The organism is Streptomyces sp. NPDC058457 (genome assembly GCF_042720695.1).
In the GTDB taxonomy this organism is placed as follows: domain Bacteria; phylum Actinomycetota; class Actinomycetes; order Streptomycetales; family Streptomycetaceae; genus Streptomyces.
The window spans coordinates 42498-58438 of sequence record NZ_JBHXLU010000078.1 but is presented as its reverse complement, the minus strand read 5'-3'; the positions used below and the strand labels follow the sequence as shown (position 1 = coordinate 58438).

At 71.9% G+C, this 15941-nt stretch carries 13 protein-coding genes; 1 reads left to right on the top strand and 12 read right to left on the bottom strand.

The genetic code is table 11. The annotated features are described in order from the left end of the window. Positions 1 to 53: 53 nt before the first annotated feature. The 8 genes from ACFWPS_RS40785 to ACFWPS_RS40750 all read right to left on the bottom strand — a co-directional run bounded on the left by ACFWPS_RS40785 (position 54) and on the right by ACFWPS_RS40750 (position 9108). Positions 54 to 977 (bottom strand): ABC transporter substrate-binding protein, encoded by a 924-nt coding sequence (locus tag ACFWPS_RS40785; protein WP_383715436.1) that lies wholly within the window; start codon positions 975 to 977, stop codon positions 54 to 56. Positions 978 to 1043: 66 nt separating this feature from the next. Continuing rightward, positions 1044 to 2051: an ABC transporter substrate-binding protein gene (locus ACFWPS_RS40780; protein ID WP_383715433.1), complete on the bottom strand. Its 1008-nt coding sequence runs from the start codon at positions 2049 to 2051 to the stop codon at positions 1044 to 1046. Continuing rightward, positions 2048 to 4024: an ABC transporter ATP-binding protein gene (locus ACFWPS_RS40775; protein ID WP_383715430.1), complete on the bottom strand. Its 1977-nt coding sequence runs from the start codon at positions 4022 to 4024 to the stop codon at positions 2048 to 2050. The genes ACFWPS_RS40780 and ACFWPS_RS40775 overlap by 4 nt, the downstream gene beginning before the upstream one ends. After that, on the bottom strand, positions 4021 to 4995 hold the full coding sequence (locus ACFWPS_RS40770) for an ABC transporter permease (protein WP_383715427.1): 975 nt from the start codon (positions 4993 to 4995) through the stop codon (positions 4021 to 4023). The genes ACFWPS_RS40775 and ACFWPS_RS40770 overlap by 4 nt, the downstream gene beginning before the upstream one ends. Then, on the bottom strand, positions 4992 to 5960 hold the full coding sequence (locus ACFWPS_RS40765) for an ABC transporter permease (protein WP_383715425.1): 969 nt from the start codon (positions 5958 to 5960) through the stop codon (positions 4992 to 4994). Before ACFWPS_RS40765 ends, ACFWPS_RS40770 begins: the two co-directional genes overlap by 4 nt. Continuing rightward, on the bottom strand, positions 5957 to 7534 hold the full coding sequence (locus tag ACFWPS_RS40760) for an ABC transporter substrate-binding protein (protein ID WP_383715422.1): 1578 nt from the start codon (positions 7532 to 7534) through the stop codon (positions 5957 to 5959). The genes ACFWPS_RS40765 and ACFWPS_RS40760 overlap by 4 nt, the downstream gene beginning before the upstream one ends. A gap of 50 nt (positions 7535 to 7584) precedes the next feature. Continuing rightward, positions 7585 to 8844, bottom strand: a complete 1260-nt coding sequence (locus ACFWPS_RS40755; protein ID WP_383715419.1) for an LLM class flavin-dependent oxidoreductase — start codon at positions 8842 to 8844, stop codon at positions 7585 to 7587. A gap of 168 nt (positions 8845 to 9012) precedes the next feature. Further along, positions 9013 to 9108 carry a putative leader peptide gene (locus tag ACFWPS_RS40750; protein ID WP_383715417.1) on the bottom strand — a complete coding sequence of 32 codons (96 nt, stop codon included), beginning with the start codon at positions 9106 to 9108 and terminating at the stop codon, positions 9013 to 9015. A 236-nt stretch (positions 9109 to 9344) separates the two neighbouring features. On the opposite strand from ACFWPS_RS40750, the gene ACFWPS_RS40745 reads away from it, so the two are divergent. Beyond that, positions 9345 to 10292 carry an IclR family transcriptional regulator gene (locus ACFWPS_RS40745; protein WP_383715414.1) on the top strand — a complete coding sequence of 316 codons (948 nt, stop codon included), beginning with the start codon at positions 9345 to 9347 and terminating at the stop codon, positions 10290 to 10292. Between the two features lie 28 nt (positions 10293 to 10320). On the opposite strand, the gene ACFWPS_RS40740 is transcribed toward ACFWPS_RS40745, so the two are convergent. From ACFWPS_RS40740 to araB, 4 genes are read right to left on the bottom strand one after another with little or no spacing between them, the layout of a single operon-like run. Then, positions 10321 to 11814, bottom strand: coding sequence for a family 43 glycosylhydrolase (locus ACFWPS_RS40740; protein WP_383715411.1), 1494 nt, complete (start codon positions 11812 to 11814; stop codon positions 10321 to 10323). Between the two features lie 56 nt (positions 11815 to 11870). Further along, positions 11871 to 12599, bottom strand: coding sequence for an L-ribulose-5-phosphate 4-epimerase AraD (araD, locus tag ACFWPS_RS40735; RefSeq protein ID WP_383715409.1), 729 nt, complete (start codon positions 12597 to 12599; stop codon positions 11871 to 11873). A 23-nt stretch (positions 12600 to 12622) separates the two neighbouring features. After that, positions 12623 to 14140, bottom strand: a complete 1518-nt coding sequence (araA, locus tag ACFWPS_RS40730) for an L-arabinose isomerase (protein ID WP_383715407.1) — start codon at positions 14138 to 14140, stop codon at positions 12623 to 12625. A gap of 25 nt (positions 14141 to 14165) precedes the next feature. Then, on the bottom strand, positions 14166 to 15833 hold the full coding sequence (araB, locus tag ACFWPS_RS40725; RefSeq protein WP_383715404.1) for a ribulokinase: 1668 nt from the start codon (positions 15831 to 15833) through the stop codon (positions 14166 to 14168). Positions 15834 to 15941 lie beyond the last annotated feature (108 nt).

The following is a 15941-nucleotide window of genomic DNA, read 5'->3' as shown; positions in this document are numbered from 1 at the left end:
GAACCCGGCCCGGGTACAGCCCGGTCCGCCGGCACCATGGCGCGAAGGAGTGGTCAGACGGTCGTGCGAGGCTCGGCCAGCGCGTTCGCGACCAGCGGCTCCAGCGAGGTCAGCCGGGCGTCCGCGACGGTGATCGGCGCCGGGATGTAGCCGTGTGCGGCGAAGATGTCGGCGGCTTCCTGCTGTTCGGCGATGAACGCGTCGCCGACGGGTTCGAGGCGCCAGGGGAGGTCGGCCAGCGCGCGGTGCCAGTCCTCGACCGAGCCGCCCTGGCCCTCGGCATGGATTGTCGCCGACGCGGGGATGTTCGCGGCGGCCCAGTCGTCGGCGTCCTGGAGCGCGCGGACGATGACCGCGACCAGGTGGGGACTGGTCTCGGCGAACCGCCGTCCGGCGAAGAACACGGACCGGTCCGTGATCACGTCGCTCGCCTTGAGCAGGACCCGCACCGCAGGGTCGCGCAGCGCGGCGGACAGCTCCGCCCCCTGGGCCACCCAGGCCGCGATCTCACCGTCCCGCAGCCGGCGCGCGCTGTCGCCTGCGGAGAGGGGCGAGGTCGCGGGGCGTTCGGCGGTGATGTCCGTGCCGTACGACAGGCCGGCCGAGTGCAGTGCCTTCGCGACGAAGTGGGTCTGCCACGAGCCGATCGACAGGACGACCGTGCCGCCGCGCAGATCCGCGACGGACCGCACCGGACCGTACGCGGCCACCAGCAGCGCGCCGTGCTCGGGGCGTGGTGCGGACACCGCGGTGTAGACGATGTCGTGGCCCTCGGCCTGTCCGGTGATCGGCGGAGTGGAGCCGGTGCCGCCGAAGTCGATGGTGCCGTCGCCGAGCAGCTCGCCGACGCGCGTGCCCTGCACGGGCACCCATGCGACGGTCTCGCCGTACGGTTCGAGTGCCTTTTCCAGAAGGCCCAGGCGCGCCAGGTGGTAGAGCGACGGGTTGGCGCCGTGGACGCCGATCTTCACGGTCATGGGTGTCTCCGAAGGACGTTCAGGTGGGTGATGAGGGATGGGTGATGGCTCGGGGCGGCGGTCGGTTCAGTACGGCGGGCGCCGGGCCACGAGCGCGCGGGCACGCCGCAACGGCTCGGGGTCGGCCCAGCCGCGGACGTCGACACGCCGCCGCAGGAAGCCCTGCGAGTGCAGGAACCGCTCCTGGATCGCCAGCAGTTCAAGGCGCTCGTCGGACAGGTCGACGCCCAGGGAGGTGTGGCCGACGCCCCGGTACGCCTGAGCCACCGCGGCGTCTCCCGCGCCCGTCTCGGCGCCCAGGATCCGTGCCACGTCGTCGCCGTTGCCGCGTGCCCAGTCGGCCGTGGCCAGGAGGACGGCGAGGAAGCGGTCCACGACGTCCGGGTGTTCGTCCAGCAGCCGCTGATGCACCGTGATGGGACGGGGCGTGCCGTTGTTGACCCGGGCACGCCGATCCGGCTGTGCGTCGAGGTCGACCGCGACCACCGCGCCGGAGCGGGCGGCGGCTTCGACGGCGAGCGCGCCCTTGACGTACACCGCGTCGACGTCCCCACGGGCGAGCGCCGCCAGTTCGGCCTCCCACTGCCCGTGCGCCGAACCCGGCACCTCCACCAGGTCCGCGTCGCCGAGCCCGAGCCCGGCGGCCGACAGCGCCCCGGCGAAGCCGTGCAGAGCCATGGCCCGCCAGAAGTCGATCGCGATGCCGTGCACCGGGACGGCCAGCCGGGCGCCGCGCAGGTCCGCAGGGCCGGTGATGCCGCTGTTCTCACGCACGAGAACCGACTGCCGCTCCTCGATCCAGGTCAGGCCGATGAGCCGGGTCGGCTCGCCCTGGGCGCGCGCCCACAGCGCCGGGACGTTGCCGCCCTCGCGGAACAGCGCGGGATGCGCGTGGGTGTAGTGGTGGTCGGCCGCGAGGTCGCGGGGCACGTCCTGGAGCGACCGTACGGCGATGCCGTCATCGGCGAACTCCCCGGCCAGCCAGCCGCGGTCGGCGGCGATGCCGGTCGCGGTGGGCACCGGGCAGCGGGTGAACCACAGTTCCGAGGGTCGGGCGGTCGTCGGGGAGGTCACAGCGGTGTCCGTTCCTGGTCGGTGGTCGGGCTGACGGAGGCAATGGGGGAGGCGGGCGCGAGGACGTCGGCGGACGCCGGAAGCCGGGGCGCCGCGGCCACGAGCGAGCGCGTGTACGCCTCGTGCGGCCGGTCGAGGACGGTGTCGACCGGGCCGTGCTCGATGACGCGTCCCTGGTACAGGACCGCGGTGTCGTCCGCGACGGCCCGTACGACACCGAGGTCGTGCGTCACCAGGAGCATGGCGAGGCCGTCGGAGCGCAGCTGTCGCAGCAGCCCGAGGACGCCCGCCTGTACGGAGACGTCGAGCGCGGAGGTGATCTCGTCGCAGATGAGCACCTCGGGCTCACAGGCCAGCGCACGGGCCACCGCGACACGCTGGCGCTCGCCGCCGGACAGCTCGCGTGGCAGGGACCCGGCGGTGCGGGCCGGCAGGGCGACCCGGTCCAGCAGGGCCAGGACGCGGCGTTCGGTCTCGGCACGGTCGGTGCCGAAGCAGTGCCGGAGCACCGCGCCCAGGGTCTGACGGACGGTCAGGCGGGGGTTGAGTGCCCGGTACGGGTTCTGGAACACGTACTGCACCTCGCGGCGCAGCGCGTCCGTTCGCGCGGCGACCGGCCAGGGAACCGGGGCTCCGCGGACGGTCAACGTGCCGGTGGCCGGGGCCCCGAGCCCGGCCAGGGTCCGTGCCAGTGTCGTCTTTCCCGCTCCGGACCCGCCGACCAGCGCCGTGCAGGTGCCGGGGTGCAGCGCGAGGGACACGCCGTCGAGCACGGTGTGCCGGCTGTACGCCACACGTACGTCGTGGGCTTCCAGCAAGGGCGGGTCCGCCGGGGCCGCTGGCCGAGTGGGTTCCGCGGTGCGCAGGGGCCGGGCCGGTTCCTCGGGCAGCGGGCCGTGCCCGGCGGCCGGTGCCGCGAGGGCGTCCGGTTCTTCCGGAAGCGGATGGTGGCATGCCACCACCGTCCGCGCACCGACGGGCGCGGGCGTCGGCCGCTCGGCACGGCACTGTGCGGTCGCCGCCGCGCACCGTGGTGCGAAGGCGCAACCGCCTGGCTTCTCACCGGGTGCCGGAGCGTGTCCGGGGATCGAGACCAGGCGGCGCCGGCGGGTGACGTCCGGCACCGCCGCGAGCAGCCCGCGCGTGTAAGGGTGACGTGGCCGCGCGAACAGTTCCCGCGTCGGTGCGGTCTCGACGATCCGCCCGGCGTACAGCACGACCAGCCGGTCCGCGAGCGCCCGCACGACCGCGAGGTCGTGCGAGACGTACACCGCGGCCACGTCGTGCGCACGGCACAACCGGCGCACGGTGTCGAGCACCCGGGCCTGTGTGGTGACGTCCAGGGCGGTCGTCGGTTCGTCCAGCACGATGAGCGCGGGACGCAGGACGAACGCCAGGGCGAGCAGGACGCGCTGCTGCTGCCCGCCGGACAGCTGATGGGGGAACCGCCGCAGGAAGGCACGGTCCTGCGGAAGGCCGACCTCGTCCAGGACGTCGGCGATCCGGGCGCGCCGCTCGCCCCGCGGCAGACCGGGCTCGTGGATCCGGAGGACCTCGTCGAGGTGTGTGCCCACGCGCAGTGCCGGGTTGAGCGCGGTCGCCGGGTCCTGCGGGACGTATGCCGCGCGCCGGCCGCGCAGCCGACGCAGCGTGGTCGCGTCGGCGTCCGACACGTCGACGCCGTCGACGACGATCCGACCGCCGCTGACACGCGCTCCCGCCCGGGTGTGCCCGAGCAGCGCGGTGGCGGCGGTCGTCTTCCCGGATCCGGTCTCGCCGACGATCGCGACGATCTCGCCGGGGGCGACCTCAAGGCCGAAGTCCGCGACGATGTCGGCGCCGTCGGGCGTCACCACGCGCAGACCGGACACGGTCAGTACGGGAGCCGGGACCCGCGACGGGGCCGGAGCGCCGGCCGTGACGGCAGCGGGTCCCTGCGGGCTGTGTCCGGCAGGGGAGTCCGGGGTGCTCACGGGGTTCCCTCCTTGCGGTTCTTCCCGTTCGCCCTGCGCGGGCGACGCCATGGAGCCCGCTCCGGGCGACGGGTCTGCCCGGTCGCGCGCGCGGCGCCCTCCGCCATGGCGTTGGTGCCCAGCGCGAAGACCGCGATGAGCAGTACGGGGGCGAGTACGCCCCACGGCTGCAGCTGCAGTCCCGCGCGGTTCTCGTTGATCATCAGACCCCAGTCGGCCGCCGGGGCGCTGACGCCGTATCCGAGGAAGCCGAGTCCGGCCAGCAGTTCGACCGCCCAGGTGAGCATGGTGCCGAAGTGGACCAGCAGGGGCGCGGCGATGTTCGGCAGCACCTCGCGCAGGAGCAGCAGCCGTTTGGGGTAACCGATCAGGCGTGCCGCCTGGACGTACTCCTGGGTGATCACGCCGAGCGCGGCCCCCCGGGCGAGGCGGACGGTGCCCGACAGCAGGGTCAGTGCGACGGTGAGCACCATCAGCCAGCGCTCGCGGCCGAACATGGACACGACCAGGAGGACCAGTACGACGTTCGGGAAGGCGAGCAGGACGTCCGCGAGCCAGACCACGGCCCGGTCCGGAGCTCGGCCGGCCCGCGACGCGCCGAGCGCGCCCGAGAACGCCGCCGCCGCGCCGAGGGCCGTCCCCGCCACCAGCGCGAGCGAGGCCGCGGCGACCGTCATCGTGACGACCGAGCGTCCGCCAGAGAGGACCCGGGACAGGACGTCGTGCCCGAGATAGTCGGTGCCCAGCAGCCCGGAGGAGCCGGGCGCGGCGTAGGCCGGACCGGTCAGCGCCTCGGCGGCGTGCGGCGCGAGGTACGGTCCGACGAGTGCCACCAGCGTGATCGCGAGGGTCACGGCCAGACCGACGCGGACCTGCCGGTCGCGCAGCGTCGCCCGTACCAGCCCCTCGCTCCGTCCCACTTCGGTGGCGGAGCGCGACGCCACGTCCTGCGTGGCCGTTCCCGCGCTCATGCCGACGCCCCGGAACCGGTCCGCAGTTGCGGGGTCAGCAGGACCGTCGCCAGGTCCGCGAGCAGGTTGACGGCCACCACACCCGCCGCTACCACCAGCACCACCGCCTGGACGACCGGCAGGTCCCGCACCTGCACCGCGCTGTTGAGAGCGGTGCCGAGCCCGGGATAGGAGAAGGCCGCCTCCACCACCAGCGACCCGCCCAGCAGCACACTCACCGTGAGGGCGACCGCCTGGACCAACGGCACCAGCGCGTTGGGCAGCGCGTGCCGGACCAGCAACCGCCGTTCCGGGACACCGCGCAGCCGGGCGGCCGCGACATGGTCCGCGTCGAGGGCCTCGGCGACCGCGGCGCGCACCTGTCGCAGCAGGTAGGGCGCGACCGACAGGGCCAGGGCTGCCGACGGCAGCACGAGGTATTCCGGCTGGTCCCACGGCGAGCGTCCGGGCTCGATGAGCGACGCCGCGGGCAACGCGTGGAACACGGTGGTCGAGAAGACGATGATCAGGCCGACGGCCGTGACGAACGCCGGGATCGCCTGCGCCGCGACCGCGGTCGAGGTGATGACGCGGTCGAGGGGCCGGGCCCGGTGGGCCGCCGCCGTGGTGCCGAGCAGCAGGGCCGCGGCGACCGCGGCCCCGGTCGCGCAGGTCACCAGGGCGAGCGTGTTGCCCAGCCGCTCCGAGACCAGGTGTCCGACCGGCACATGCGAGTCCAGCGATGTGCCCGGGTCGCCGCGCAGCACACCGGTCAGCCAGGTCCGGTACTGCTCGGCCAGCGGCCGGTCGAGTCCGATCTGCCGGCGCAGTTCGGCGACCGACGCCTCGGGCGCCTGGGGACCGAGGATGGTGCGTGCCGGGTCGGACGGCAGCGCCTGCGTTGCGGCGAACACCACCACCGACACCGCCCAGACCGCCAGTAGGCCCGACAGGGCGCGCCGCACCAGCCAGCGTGGCCACGTCATCCGGCGACCCACAGCTTCTCGAACCGCCAGACCGGGAACTGCGTGTGCTCCGCGGTCACACCGCCGACCCGCTTGGCGACGGCGTCGACGTTGTTGACGAAGCCCCAGATGATCAGGCCGCCCTTGTCGTACTGGATCTGCTGCATCTCGTGGACGAGGGGGGTGCGCTTGGCGGCGTCCGGCTCGCCCAGCGCCTGGTTGAACAGCTTCGTGAAGCGGGGGTCGGAGAAGTGGGTCTTGTTGTTGTTCGACCCCGGCGCGTCCAGATGCAGGCCGGTGACCAGGAACGACTCGGTCAGCAGCTCGCCGGTGCTGAGGGTGAAGTCGGTACGCTGCGGGCCGTCGAAGGTGGCCGAGTCGACCTTCTTGACGTTGATGGTGACACCCGCCTTCTTGGCCTGAGTGGCGAACACCAGCGCCGCGGACTCGCTCGTGGGGTCGGGACCGGTGACCAGCTCGACGGTGAGGTCCTTCGCGCCGGCCTCGCGCAGCAGCTGCTTGGCGCGCGCGACGTCGTACGGGCGCTGCGGCAGCGACTTGTCGAAGGTCGGATCCTGCGGGGAGTAGAGGTCGTTGGCTATCCGGCCCTGACCGGACAGCGCACGGTCGACCAGATCCTGCCGGTCGACGAGCAGCCGGAACGCGGTGCGCACCTTCTCGTCGTCGAACGGCGGCTTGGAGAGGTTGAGTTCGAAGCCCTGCCAGCCGTTGGTCCTGGACACCACGGTGTGGACGGCGTCGCTGGAGCCCAGCAGCCGTATCTGGTCGGCCGCGATTCCGTTGGCCAGGTCGATCTGCCCGGACTGGAGTGCGGCGATGCGCGACTGCTCGTCCTTGAAGTCGATGATCTCCAGTTCGTCGGCGTAGGGCTGCCCAGGACGGAAGTAGTTCTCGAACCGGGTGAACAGTGAACGCTGGCCGGGCGTGAACTCCTTGAGCTTGTACGGCCCCGCCCCGACCGGCTTTCGCGGGTCGTAGTCGACCGGGACGATGCCGCCGAAGTTGGTGAAGTTCTCCGGGAAGGGCACGAAGGCCATGCCGTCCTTGAAGTGGAACCGCACCGTGCGGTCGTCGAGCTTCTGGATGCGGTCGCGGTCGACGTACGACAGCAGCCCGGCGTAGGGGGAAGCCAGCTGGGGATCGGTCAGCCGCCGTGCGGAGAACACGAAGTCGTCGGCGGTGATGGTCTTGCCGTTGTGGAACTCAAGGCCCTGCTTGAGGCGAACGGTCCACGTCTTCGCGTCCGGGCTGATCTCGGCGGAGTCGGCAAGGGTGAGCGCCGGCTGCATCTGGGCGTTCCACTCCCATGGCTTCGCGTAGAGGGCGAAGCCGCGGATGATCGAGCCGTTGCCGATCGGCTTGTGCGCGTCCAGGTCGCCGTTCTGGTTGACGTCGATGATGCCGAGCCGGATCCGGCCACCGCGGCGCGGCTTTCCTGATGCGGCGCCGCCTGCCGCCGAGCCGGTGTCGGCACCGCCGCACGCGGTCAGCAGGCCGCTGCCGAGCAGCACGCCGAGCCCGGCGGTGGCGCCGAGGAATCTGCGGCGGGAGGGGTCGGGGGAAGGAACAGTCACGGGGTGCTCCAAGCAGAAGTCGTGGGAATCCGGGGCGGTGCAGTTAGGCGTCAGACCACCGAGGGCAGGGCCGGCTCGGCAACCGTCGCCGCCTCGGCGCCTTCGTCCGTATGGGGGCCGGTCGTCGCCGGAGAACGGGCCTCGCTCAGTACCGGAACGTCGAAACCGTGGTCCAGGTCGAGCAGCGGGAACACCGACTCCGCGAAGCGCTGGGCCTCGCCGATCAGTGGGAAGCCGGACAGGATGAACGCCTCGGTGCCGTGCGCGCGGTACTCGCGGATGCGCGCGGCGACGTTCTCCGCGCTGCCCACCAGGTAGATCCCGGCGCCCGGCCGGATGATGTCGAATCCGAACATGCTCGGCCCGGCCCATACGTTGGGGTGGATCTCCAGGTCGCCGACGTCCGGCAGACGTCCGGCGCGCAGTGCCTCGACCCGGCGTATCACCTTCGGGTCCGTGTCCGGTTCCGGGCGGTAGGTGTCCAGGCTCTCCCCGGGCCCGAACTGGCGGGCGGCCAGCGCCCGGGCGGTGTCGACGCCCGTGCGCCGAAGCAGCCGGTCCGCCGCCTCCCACGCCTCGTCGTCCGTGTCGCGCACGATCACCTGCAACCGGGTGCCGTAGCTCAGCGAGCGACCCAGCCGGGCCGCCTCGGCACCCACCCGGCGGAACTTCTGGCCCAGTCGCTCCGGGGTGTCGGCGAAACTCAGGTACACGTCGAACAGGCTGATGGCATGCGCCACTCCGGCCGGTGAGGTGCCCGCGCCCCACAGTTGGGCACGTGACTGCCCGGGCCGCGCGTGCCGCCACGCCGACAGCGGCCCCTCGTCGCCCCGGCGTGCCGCGATGTTGGTGAACTGCCCGCGGTAGGCGTCCAGTTCGCCGCTGTAGACGTGCTGGAACGCGCTCCAGTACTCGGCGCTGAACTCGTAGCGCGAGTCGTGCTCCAGATGCACTCCGTAACCGGCCAGCGCCGCGTCGTTTCCGTTCACGACGTTGAACAGGAGCCGCCCGTCGCTGAACCGGTCGATGGTCCTGGCGATCTGCGCGAGCTTCGCGGGGGAGACCAGCCCCGGATAGACGGCGGTCAGGAAGCGCATGGTGCGGGTCTCCGCGGCCAGGGCCGCCGCGGTCGTGAGGCCGTCGTCGCTGCTGGTGCCGAGCAGCGCGCCGTAGTAGCCCAGGCGGTCGATCGCGACGGCCAGCTGCCGCAGGTGGTCGAAGGAGGTGTCCCAGCGCCCGCGGTCCTCCCACGGGTAGGGACCGTCGGGGGCGGTGAGGTACCAAAGGATCTTGACCCGCTGGTCGGGCATGACGCATTACCTTTCGGCGGCGGAGAACGTCGGGCGGAGGTCGTCGGGGCGGCCCGCCGGCTCGGCGCGCGCGGCGGACGACGACGGTGTGGACAACGACGGGGACAAAGGGGGAACGGGCCCTCGACGGCAGGGCCGCCTGGCCGCGCCGGAGGAATCAGCGACCGGTCAGCGACAACAGCAGCTGGCGACCCGCGCCAGGTCGATGTACCGGCGCGAGGTCAGTGGGGCCGGCGAGACGGGGGTGCCGCGAAATGTCGTCATGACACCCTCCTTCGGACTCGCCGGTCGACGCGGAGCGCCTCGACGGCGCCTGCAGCAGGAGGCTGACACGACTGGCAGGGGCGGGCAACTCTTCCCACATAGTGGGAGGAGTTGTTTCGGCGGCCTTAAATCTTCGCCCCGGGGCGGACGGGCATTGCCGCATGGTGGGACTCCGAAGTACGTTCCGCGTCGGCGTACGCACCCCGTCGCCGCGCCCGACCGACGAGGAACCAGCCATGCCAGGCCCCCAGCGGATCCCCGCCCCCGCCCCCGCCCCCGCGCCCGCCCCCGCCCCCGCCCCCGCCCCCGCGCCCGCCGGCGCCCAGGCGGTCCGGCGCGCCCTCGGCGTCCTCGACTGCTTCCGCGAGTACAGCGCGGAGGGACTGAGCGCGTCCGACATAGCGCGCCGCATGGACCTGTCCGTCTCGACCGCCCATCGCCTCGCCCGCACCCTGCTCGCCGCCGGGTTCCTCGACCAGGACGACAGCACCGCCCGTTACCAGCTCGGTTCCGTCGTCGCCGAACTAGGGCAACTCGCCTTCCACCAGCGCGGGTTGCACCGCGCCGCGCCGGAACTCGAACAGCTGAGCCTGCGTACGTCCGCCACCGCCGACCTCGCCATCCGCAGCGGCCGCCACGCGCTGATCCTCGTCGGCCGCTCGGTCCAGCCCGGGACCGGGCTCGGTCTGCGCCGCCCGCTGCACTCGACCGCCCTCGGCAAGGTCCTTCTCGCGTGGGCCCGGCCGGACGACGAGGACTCCGGGACGATCCTCGACGACCTCCCGCTGGAACCCCTCACCGACCGTACGATCACCGACCCCGACGCACTGCGCAGGGAACTCGCGCTCGTCCGTGCCGACGGTTACGCGCTCAACGACGGCGAATCGGCGGTCGGCGTGCGCACACTCGCCGTTCCGGTGCTGGACCGCGCCGGCCGGGCTCACGCCGCACTCGCGGTCCGTTCCACCCCCGCGGTCATGACGGAGGACCGCATCGCGTGGTTCCGCGAGTGCGCCCGCACCTGCGCCGACGCGCTGGAAGTACTCCTGCTTCCACCGCACCGGCGCCTAAGCGGCGGCGCCCCCCCCCCGCGGGGGGCCGCGGCCCGCCGCCCTGGCGGGGGGGGCCCCGCGCCGCGCGGCGCCACGCCGAAACAGGTGACCCGGCGGCTTCTGTCCTCCTGAAGCCGCCGGGTGTGGGGAACGGCTGCCGTCAGGAGACCGGCTTGAGCTGCCAGAGCTGGCAGTCGTTGGTCAGCCAGGTCCACTGGCGGACGTCGGTTCCGTCGGCGGTGCCGCAGTTGGCCACGTCGGCGACCTTGCCGCTGTTGGCGTTCACGAGACGGACGTAGCCGGTCTGGGTGTACACCAGCTTCCACTTCTGGCAGTTGTTGTTCAGCCAGCTCCACTGCTGGATGTTGGTTCCGTCGGCGGTGCCGCAGTTGCTGACGTCGAGGACCTTGCCGCTGTTCACGTTGGTCACGCGGTTGGTCTCGTTGCCGGGGTCGGAGAAGGTCCACTCCTGGTTGGCGCCGCCGTTGCACGTCCACAGGTTGACGTCGGCGCCGTCGGCGGTGCCGGACTGGGAGACGTTCAGGCACTTGCCGCTGTGCTTGTTGACGAGGGTGTACGCGGCCGGGGTGGTCCCGGTCTCGCCGGACGGTTCGGCGAGCGAGGTGCCGAGGGCGACCGGGGTGCCGAAGTCCGGGGTGCCGTCGGCGTTCCAGGTGAACTGCTGGGCGCGGGTGGTGCGGTTGTTGCCGCAGCCGCCGTTGGCCGCGCTGTTGGCGTGGTAGACGATCCAGTTCTGGGTGCCGTCGGGCGAGGTGAAGAAGCCGTTGTGGCCGGGCGCGTAGACACCGTTCGCGTCACTGCGCTGGAACACGGGCGTCGCCGACTTCGTCCAGGAGACCGGGTTCAGCGGGTCGGTGCCCGTCAGTTCCAGCTGGCCCAGCTTGTAGTCGGCGGTCTGGCAGCTGCTGGCCGAGTAGGTCAGGAAGGTGCGGCCGTTGTGGTAGAGCGGCTCGGGTCCCTCGTTGACCGGGCTGCCCACCTTCTCCCAGTCGTAGGTCGGGCTGGAGATGACCGTGAAGGTCGAGCTGGACAGCGTGTACGGGTTGGACATCGGGGCGATGACCAGGCTCTGCGCGCTGCCGCCCACGAAGCCGCTGCCGACCAGGTAGAGGTTGCTGTTGTACTCCAGGACGCTGGCGTCGATCAGCCAGCCGCCTGGCGTCAGGTTGGAGCCGCTGAGCTGGTTCTTGAAGGTGTAGGGGCCCAGCGGGTCGGTGCCGGCGCTCTCCAGGACCTCGGTGCGCTGGGTGTCGCAGCAGGCGGCGCCGGACTGGGCGGCGGAGTAGTACAGGTACCAGTGACCGTTGTAGAGGTGGATCTCCGGCGCCCAGATGTTGGCGTTGCGGCCCGCGGTGTCGTCGTGCCAGATCAGCACGTTCGGGGCGGTGTTCAGACCGGCGAGGGTCGGGGACTCGCGCATGAACATCTCGTTCGTGAACGAGGTGGTGATCAGATAGAAGTTGCCGTCGTAGTACTGGAGCCAGGGGTCGGCCCCAGCCCTGGACTTGAGCGGGTTGGTGAAGGTCGCGCCGCCCGCCGCGCCCGCGGGCTGGGCGAGGACGGACACCAGCAGAGCGACGATCGCGGTGAACAGGGCGGCCAGGAAGGCTCGTCTGAACCGAAGACGCGTCATTGGGTCTCCTGAGTGAAAGGCTGGAGAGGGAAAGGCGGTGTGGTGGCCGCCTCCGGTCAGCGGGTGACGGCGGTTGTGTCCGGATTGCCGTAGTAGGCGTCGGGGCCGTGTTTGCGGGTGTAGTGGCGGGCGAGCAGGTGGGGTGGGGGCGGAGTGGTCGGGGACAGGGACAGGGTGCGGAGGGCGATGTCGGCGACGGCCTCGCAGATGATCGCGTGCTCCAGGGACTTGCGGGCGGTCGTGCCCCAGGTGAACGGGCCGTGCCCGGCGACGAGCGCGGCGGGCACCTCGACGGCCTTCCGGTCGTCGCCGCCGAGCAGGTCGACGATGACGTGGCCGGTGTTGTACTCGTAGTCCTTCGCGCACTCCGCGGGGGTGAGGTCGCGGGTGACGGGGATCGGCCCGTTGAAGGTGTCCGCGTGCGTGGTGCCTAGGACGGGGACGTCCCGGCGGGCCTGGGCGAAGGCGACGGCGTGGGTGGAGTGGGTGTGCGTCACCCCGCCGACGGACGGGAAGGCCAGATAGAGGCAACGGTGGGTCTCGGTGTCGGTGGAGGGGCGTAGGTCGCCCGCCACCACCGCGCCGTCGGACAGGCGTACCGTCACCAGGTCGTCGATCGTCAGCCTTTCGTACGGCACTCCCGACGGCTTGATGACGAAGACCCCCGCCTCGCGGTCGACTCCGCTGACGTTTCCCCAGGTCAGGGTGGCGAGTCCGACCTGCGGGATGGCGAGATTGGCCTCCAGGACCTCCTGGTGAAGGCCGGCCCGGACGGTTGTGGTCATGGTGCTTTCCCTTACGGACGGTTTCAGAGGGCCTGGGCCAGGCGGTGGTAGGCCGCGTTCCAGCGGATCTCCTTGGCCAGCTGGTCGACGGAGGTGTTCTCGTCGACCGTCAGCAGTTCCACCCCGGTCATGGCGGCGAAGTCGCTCAGCGTCTCCCGGTCGACGGCGGTGCTGAGCACGGTGTGGTGCGGGGCGCCGGCCAGCAGCCAACTCTCCGCCGACTCCGCGAACGACGGGCGCGGAGTCCATACGGCACGGGCGACGGGCAGCCGGCGCAGCGGCTGGCTCGGTGCGACGACGTCGACGGCGTTCGCGGTGAGGCGGAAGCGGTCGCCAAGGTCGGACAGGCCGACGACGAGGGCGGGACCGGGAGCGGCGTCGAACACCAGCCGGACCGGGTCCTCGCGGTCGCCGATGGACAGCGGGTGGATCTCGCAGCTCGGGCGGTCGGCCGCGATGGAGGGGCAGACCTCCAGCATGTGGGCGCCGAGGATGCGGGGCTCGCCGGGGCCGAGGTGGTAGGTGTAGTCCTCCATGAAGGACGTGCCGCCGGGCTGCCCCTGGCCCATGACCTTCATCGTGCGCAGCAGGGCGGAGGTCTTCCAGTCGCCCTCGCCGCCGAAGCCGTAGCCGTCGGCCATCAGGCGCTGGACGGCGAGTCCGGGCAGCTGGCGCAGGCCGCCCAGGTCCTCGAAGTTGGTGGTGAAGGCGGTGAAGCCGCCCTCGGTGAGGAACGCGCGCAGGCCGAGTTCCAGTCGGGCGGCGTACAGCAGCGAGTCGTGGCGGACGCCGTCCGAGCGCAGCGCGGGGACGACGGCGTAAGTCTCCTGGTACTCGGCGGCGAGCGCGGCGGCGGCCTTGTCCTCGACCTCGTCGACCACCGTGACGAGGTCGTTCACGCCGTAGGTGTTGACCGAGTAGCCGAAGCGCAGCTGCGCCTCGACCTTGTCGCCCTCGGTGACGGCGACATCGCGCATGTTGTCGCCGAAGCGGGCCAGCCGCAGCGTACGGGCTGCGTGCCGGCCGGCGGCGGCCCGGCTCCAGGCGGCGACGCGGCCCACGACCCGGGGGTCGGTGGCGTGACCGGCGACGATCTTGCGGTTCACACCGACGCGGGACTCGATGTGGGCGAACTCGCGGTCGCCGTGGGCCGCCTGGTTGAGGTTCATGAAGTCCATGTCGATGCTCGGCCAGGGCAGCGACAGGTTGTACTGGGTGTGCAGGTGCAGCAGCGGCCGGTCCAGGGCGCTGAGTCCGGCGATCCACATCTTGGCGGGTGAGAAGGTGTGCATCCACACGATCACCCCGACGCAGACGTCGGAGGCGCTCGCCTCCTGGCACATCCGCCGGATCGACTCGGCGTCGGTGAGGACCGGCTTCCACACGATCCGCAACGGGATCGCGGGGGCGGCGTCGAGCCTTTCGGTGATCTGCCGGGACTGGTGGGCGACCTGCTGCAGGGTCTCCTCGCCGTACAGGCTCTGACTGCCGGTGAGGAACCAGACCTCGTGGCTGTCGAACGGCTGTGCTGCGGTGCTCATGGTTGTTCCTCTCTGTGGTCTCGGGTTACGCGGACGCCTCGGCCCGGATGCGGCGCAGGCGGTGCATGACGTCGTTGGCTCCGCGCCCGAAGTAGTCGTGGAGCAGCCGGTACTCGGCGTACAGCCGGTCGTACGCCGCGGCCCGTCCGAGGTCGGGGAGGTGGACCCGGCGGTGGACCTTGCCCATGGCGCCGGCGGCGGCCCGGATGCCGGGATACGCTCCGGCGGCGACGGCGGCGTGCATGGCGGCGCCGAGGGCTGGGCCCTGCGTGGAGCCGATGATGCTGAGCGGGCGTCGGGTGACATCGGCGTAGATCTGCATCAGCAGCGCGTTCTTGGTCAGGCCGCCCGCGATGATGAGCTCCCGCACCGGGACCTCGGCGGCCTCGAAGGCGTCGATGATGGTGCGCGTGCCGAATGCGGTCGCCTCCAGCAGCGCGCGGTAGACGTCCTCGGGTCGGGTGGACAGCGTCTGGCCGACGACGACACCGCTGAGGTCGTGGTCGACCAGGACCGAGCGGTTGCCGCTGTGCCAGTCCAGGGCGATGAGCCCGTGCTCGCCGACCCGCTGCCCGGCGGCCAGGCCGGTGAGGTATTCGTGCGCGTTCTGGCCGAGGGCCTCGGCCTTCGCGGCGTACTCCGCGGGGAAGCCGGTGCGTACGAACCAGGCGAAGATGTCGCCGACACCGCTCTGTCCGGCCTCGTAGCCCCACGCCCCGGGCAGGATCCCGCCGTCGACGACACCGCACATGCCGGGGACGGTGCCGTACTGGTCGGAACTCATGACATGGCACGTGGAGGTGCCCATGATGGCTACCATCTGGCCCGGTTCGACGGCCGCCGCCGGTGCGGTCACATGGGCGTCGACGTTGCCCACGCAGACCGCGATGCCCTCCGGCAGCCCGGTCCAGGCGGCGGCCTCCGCCGTCAACCGCCCGGCGCACTCGCCGAGCTGGCCGATGGGGTGCTCCAGCTTGCCGGTGACGAAGTCCGCGAAGTCCGGGTTCAGGGCCGCGAGGTACTCACGGGAGGGGTACAGACCGTTCTGGTACTGGCCCTTGTAACCGGCCGTGCAGGCGTTGCGGACGTACGTCCCGCACAGCCGCCACACGATCCAGTCCGCCGCCTCCAGCCACCGCTCGGTGCGCCGGTAGATCTCCGGGTCCTCCTCCAGCACCTGCAGCGCCTTGGCGAACTCCCACTCCGAGGAGATCTTCCCGCCGTACCTCTCCAGCCACGGCTCCTTCAGCTCGGCCGCCAGGGCGTTGATCCGGTCCGCCTGCCCCTGGGCCGCGTGATGGCGCCACAGCTTCACATAGGCGTGCGGGCGGTCGACGAGTCCGGGGAGATCGCACAGCGGGGTGCCGTCGTCGAGCGTCGGCAGGACGGTGCAGGCGGTGAAGTCGGTGCCGACGCCGATGACCTGCTCGGGCCGTACTCCGGCGCGGGCGAGGGCCTCGGGTACGGCGGTCCGCAGGACGTCGAGGTAGTCCGAGGGGACCTGGAGCGCCCAGTCGGGGGGCAGCCGGGTGCCGTCGGGCAGCGTCCGGTCGAGGACGGCGTGCGGATAGGCGTGCTCCGCCGACGCCAGTTCCGCGCCGTCACGGACCCGGACCACCACGGCGCGGCCGGACAGGGTGCCGAAGTCGACTCCTACGGTGTATGTCTCCCCGGCCGTGGTCTCCTCGGCCATGGTGGCCCTCCTTCTCGTATGGCGTTCGATTCGAAATCCCGATTGGTGTTCGAGATCTCGGATAAAGGCGATGTTGTTTCTGTACGGTCGTACGGGGGACCGGGGCCC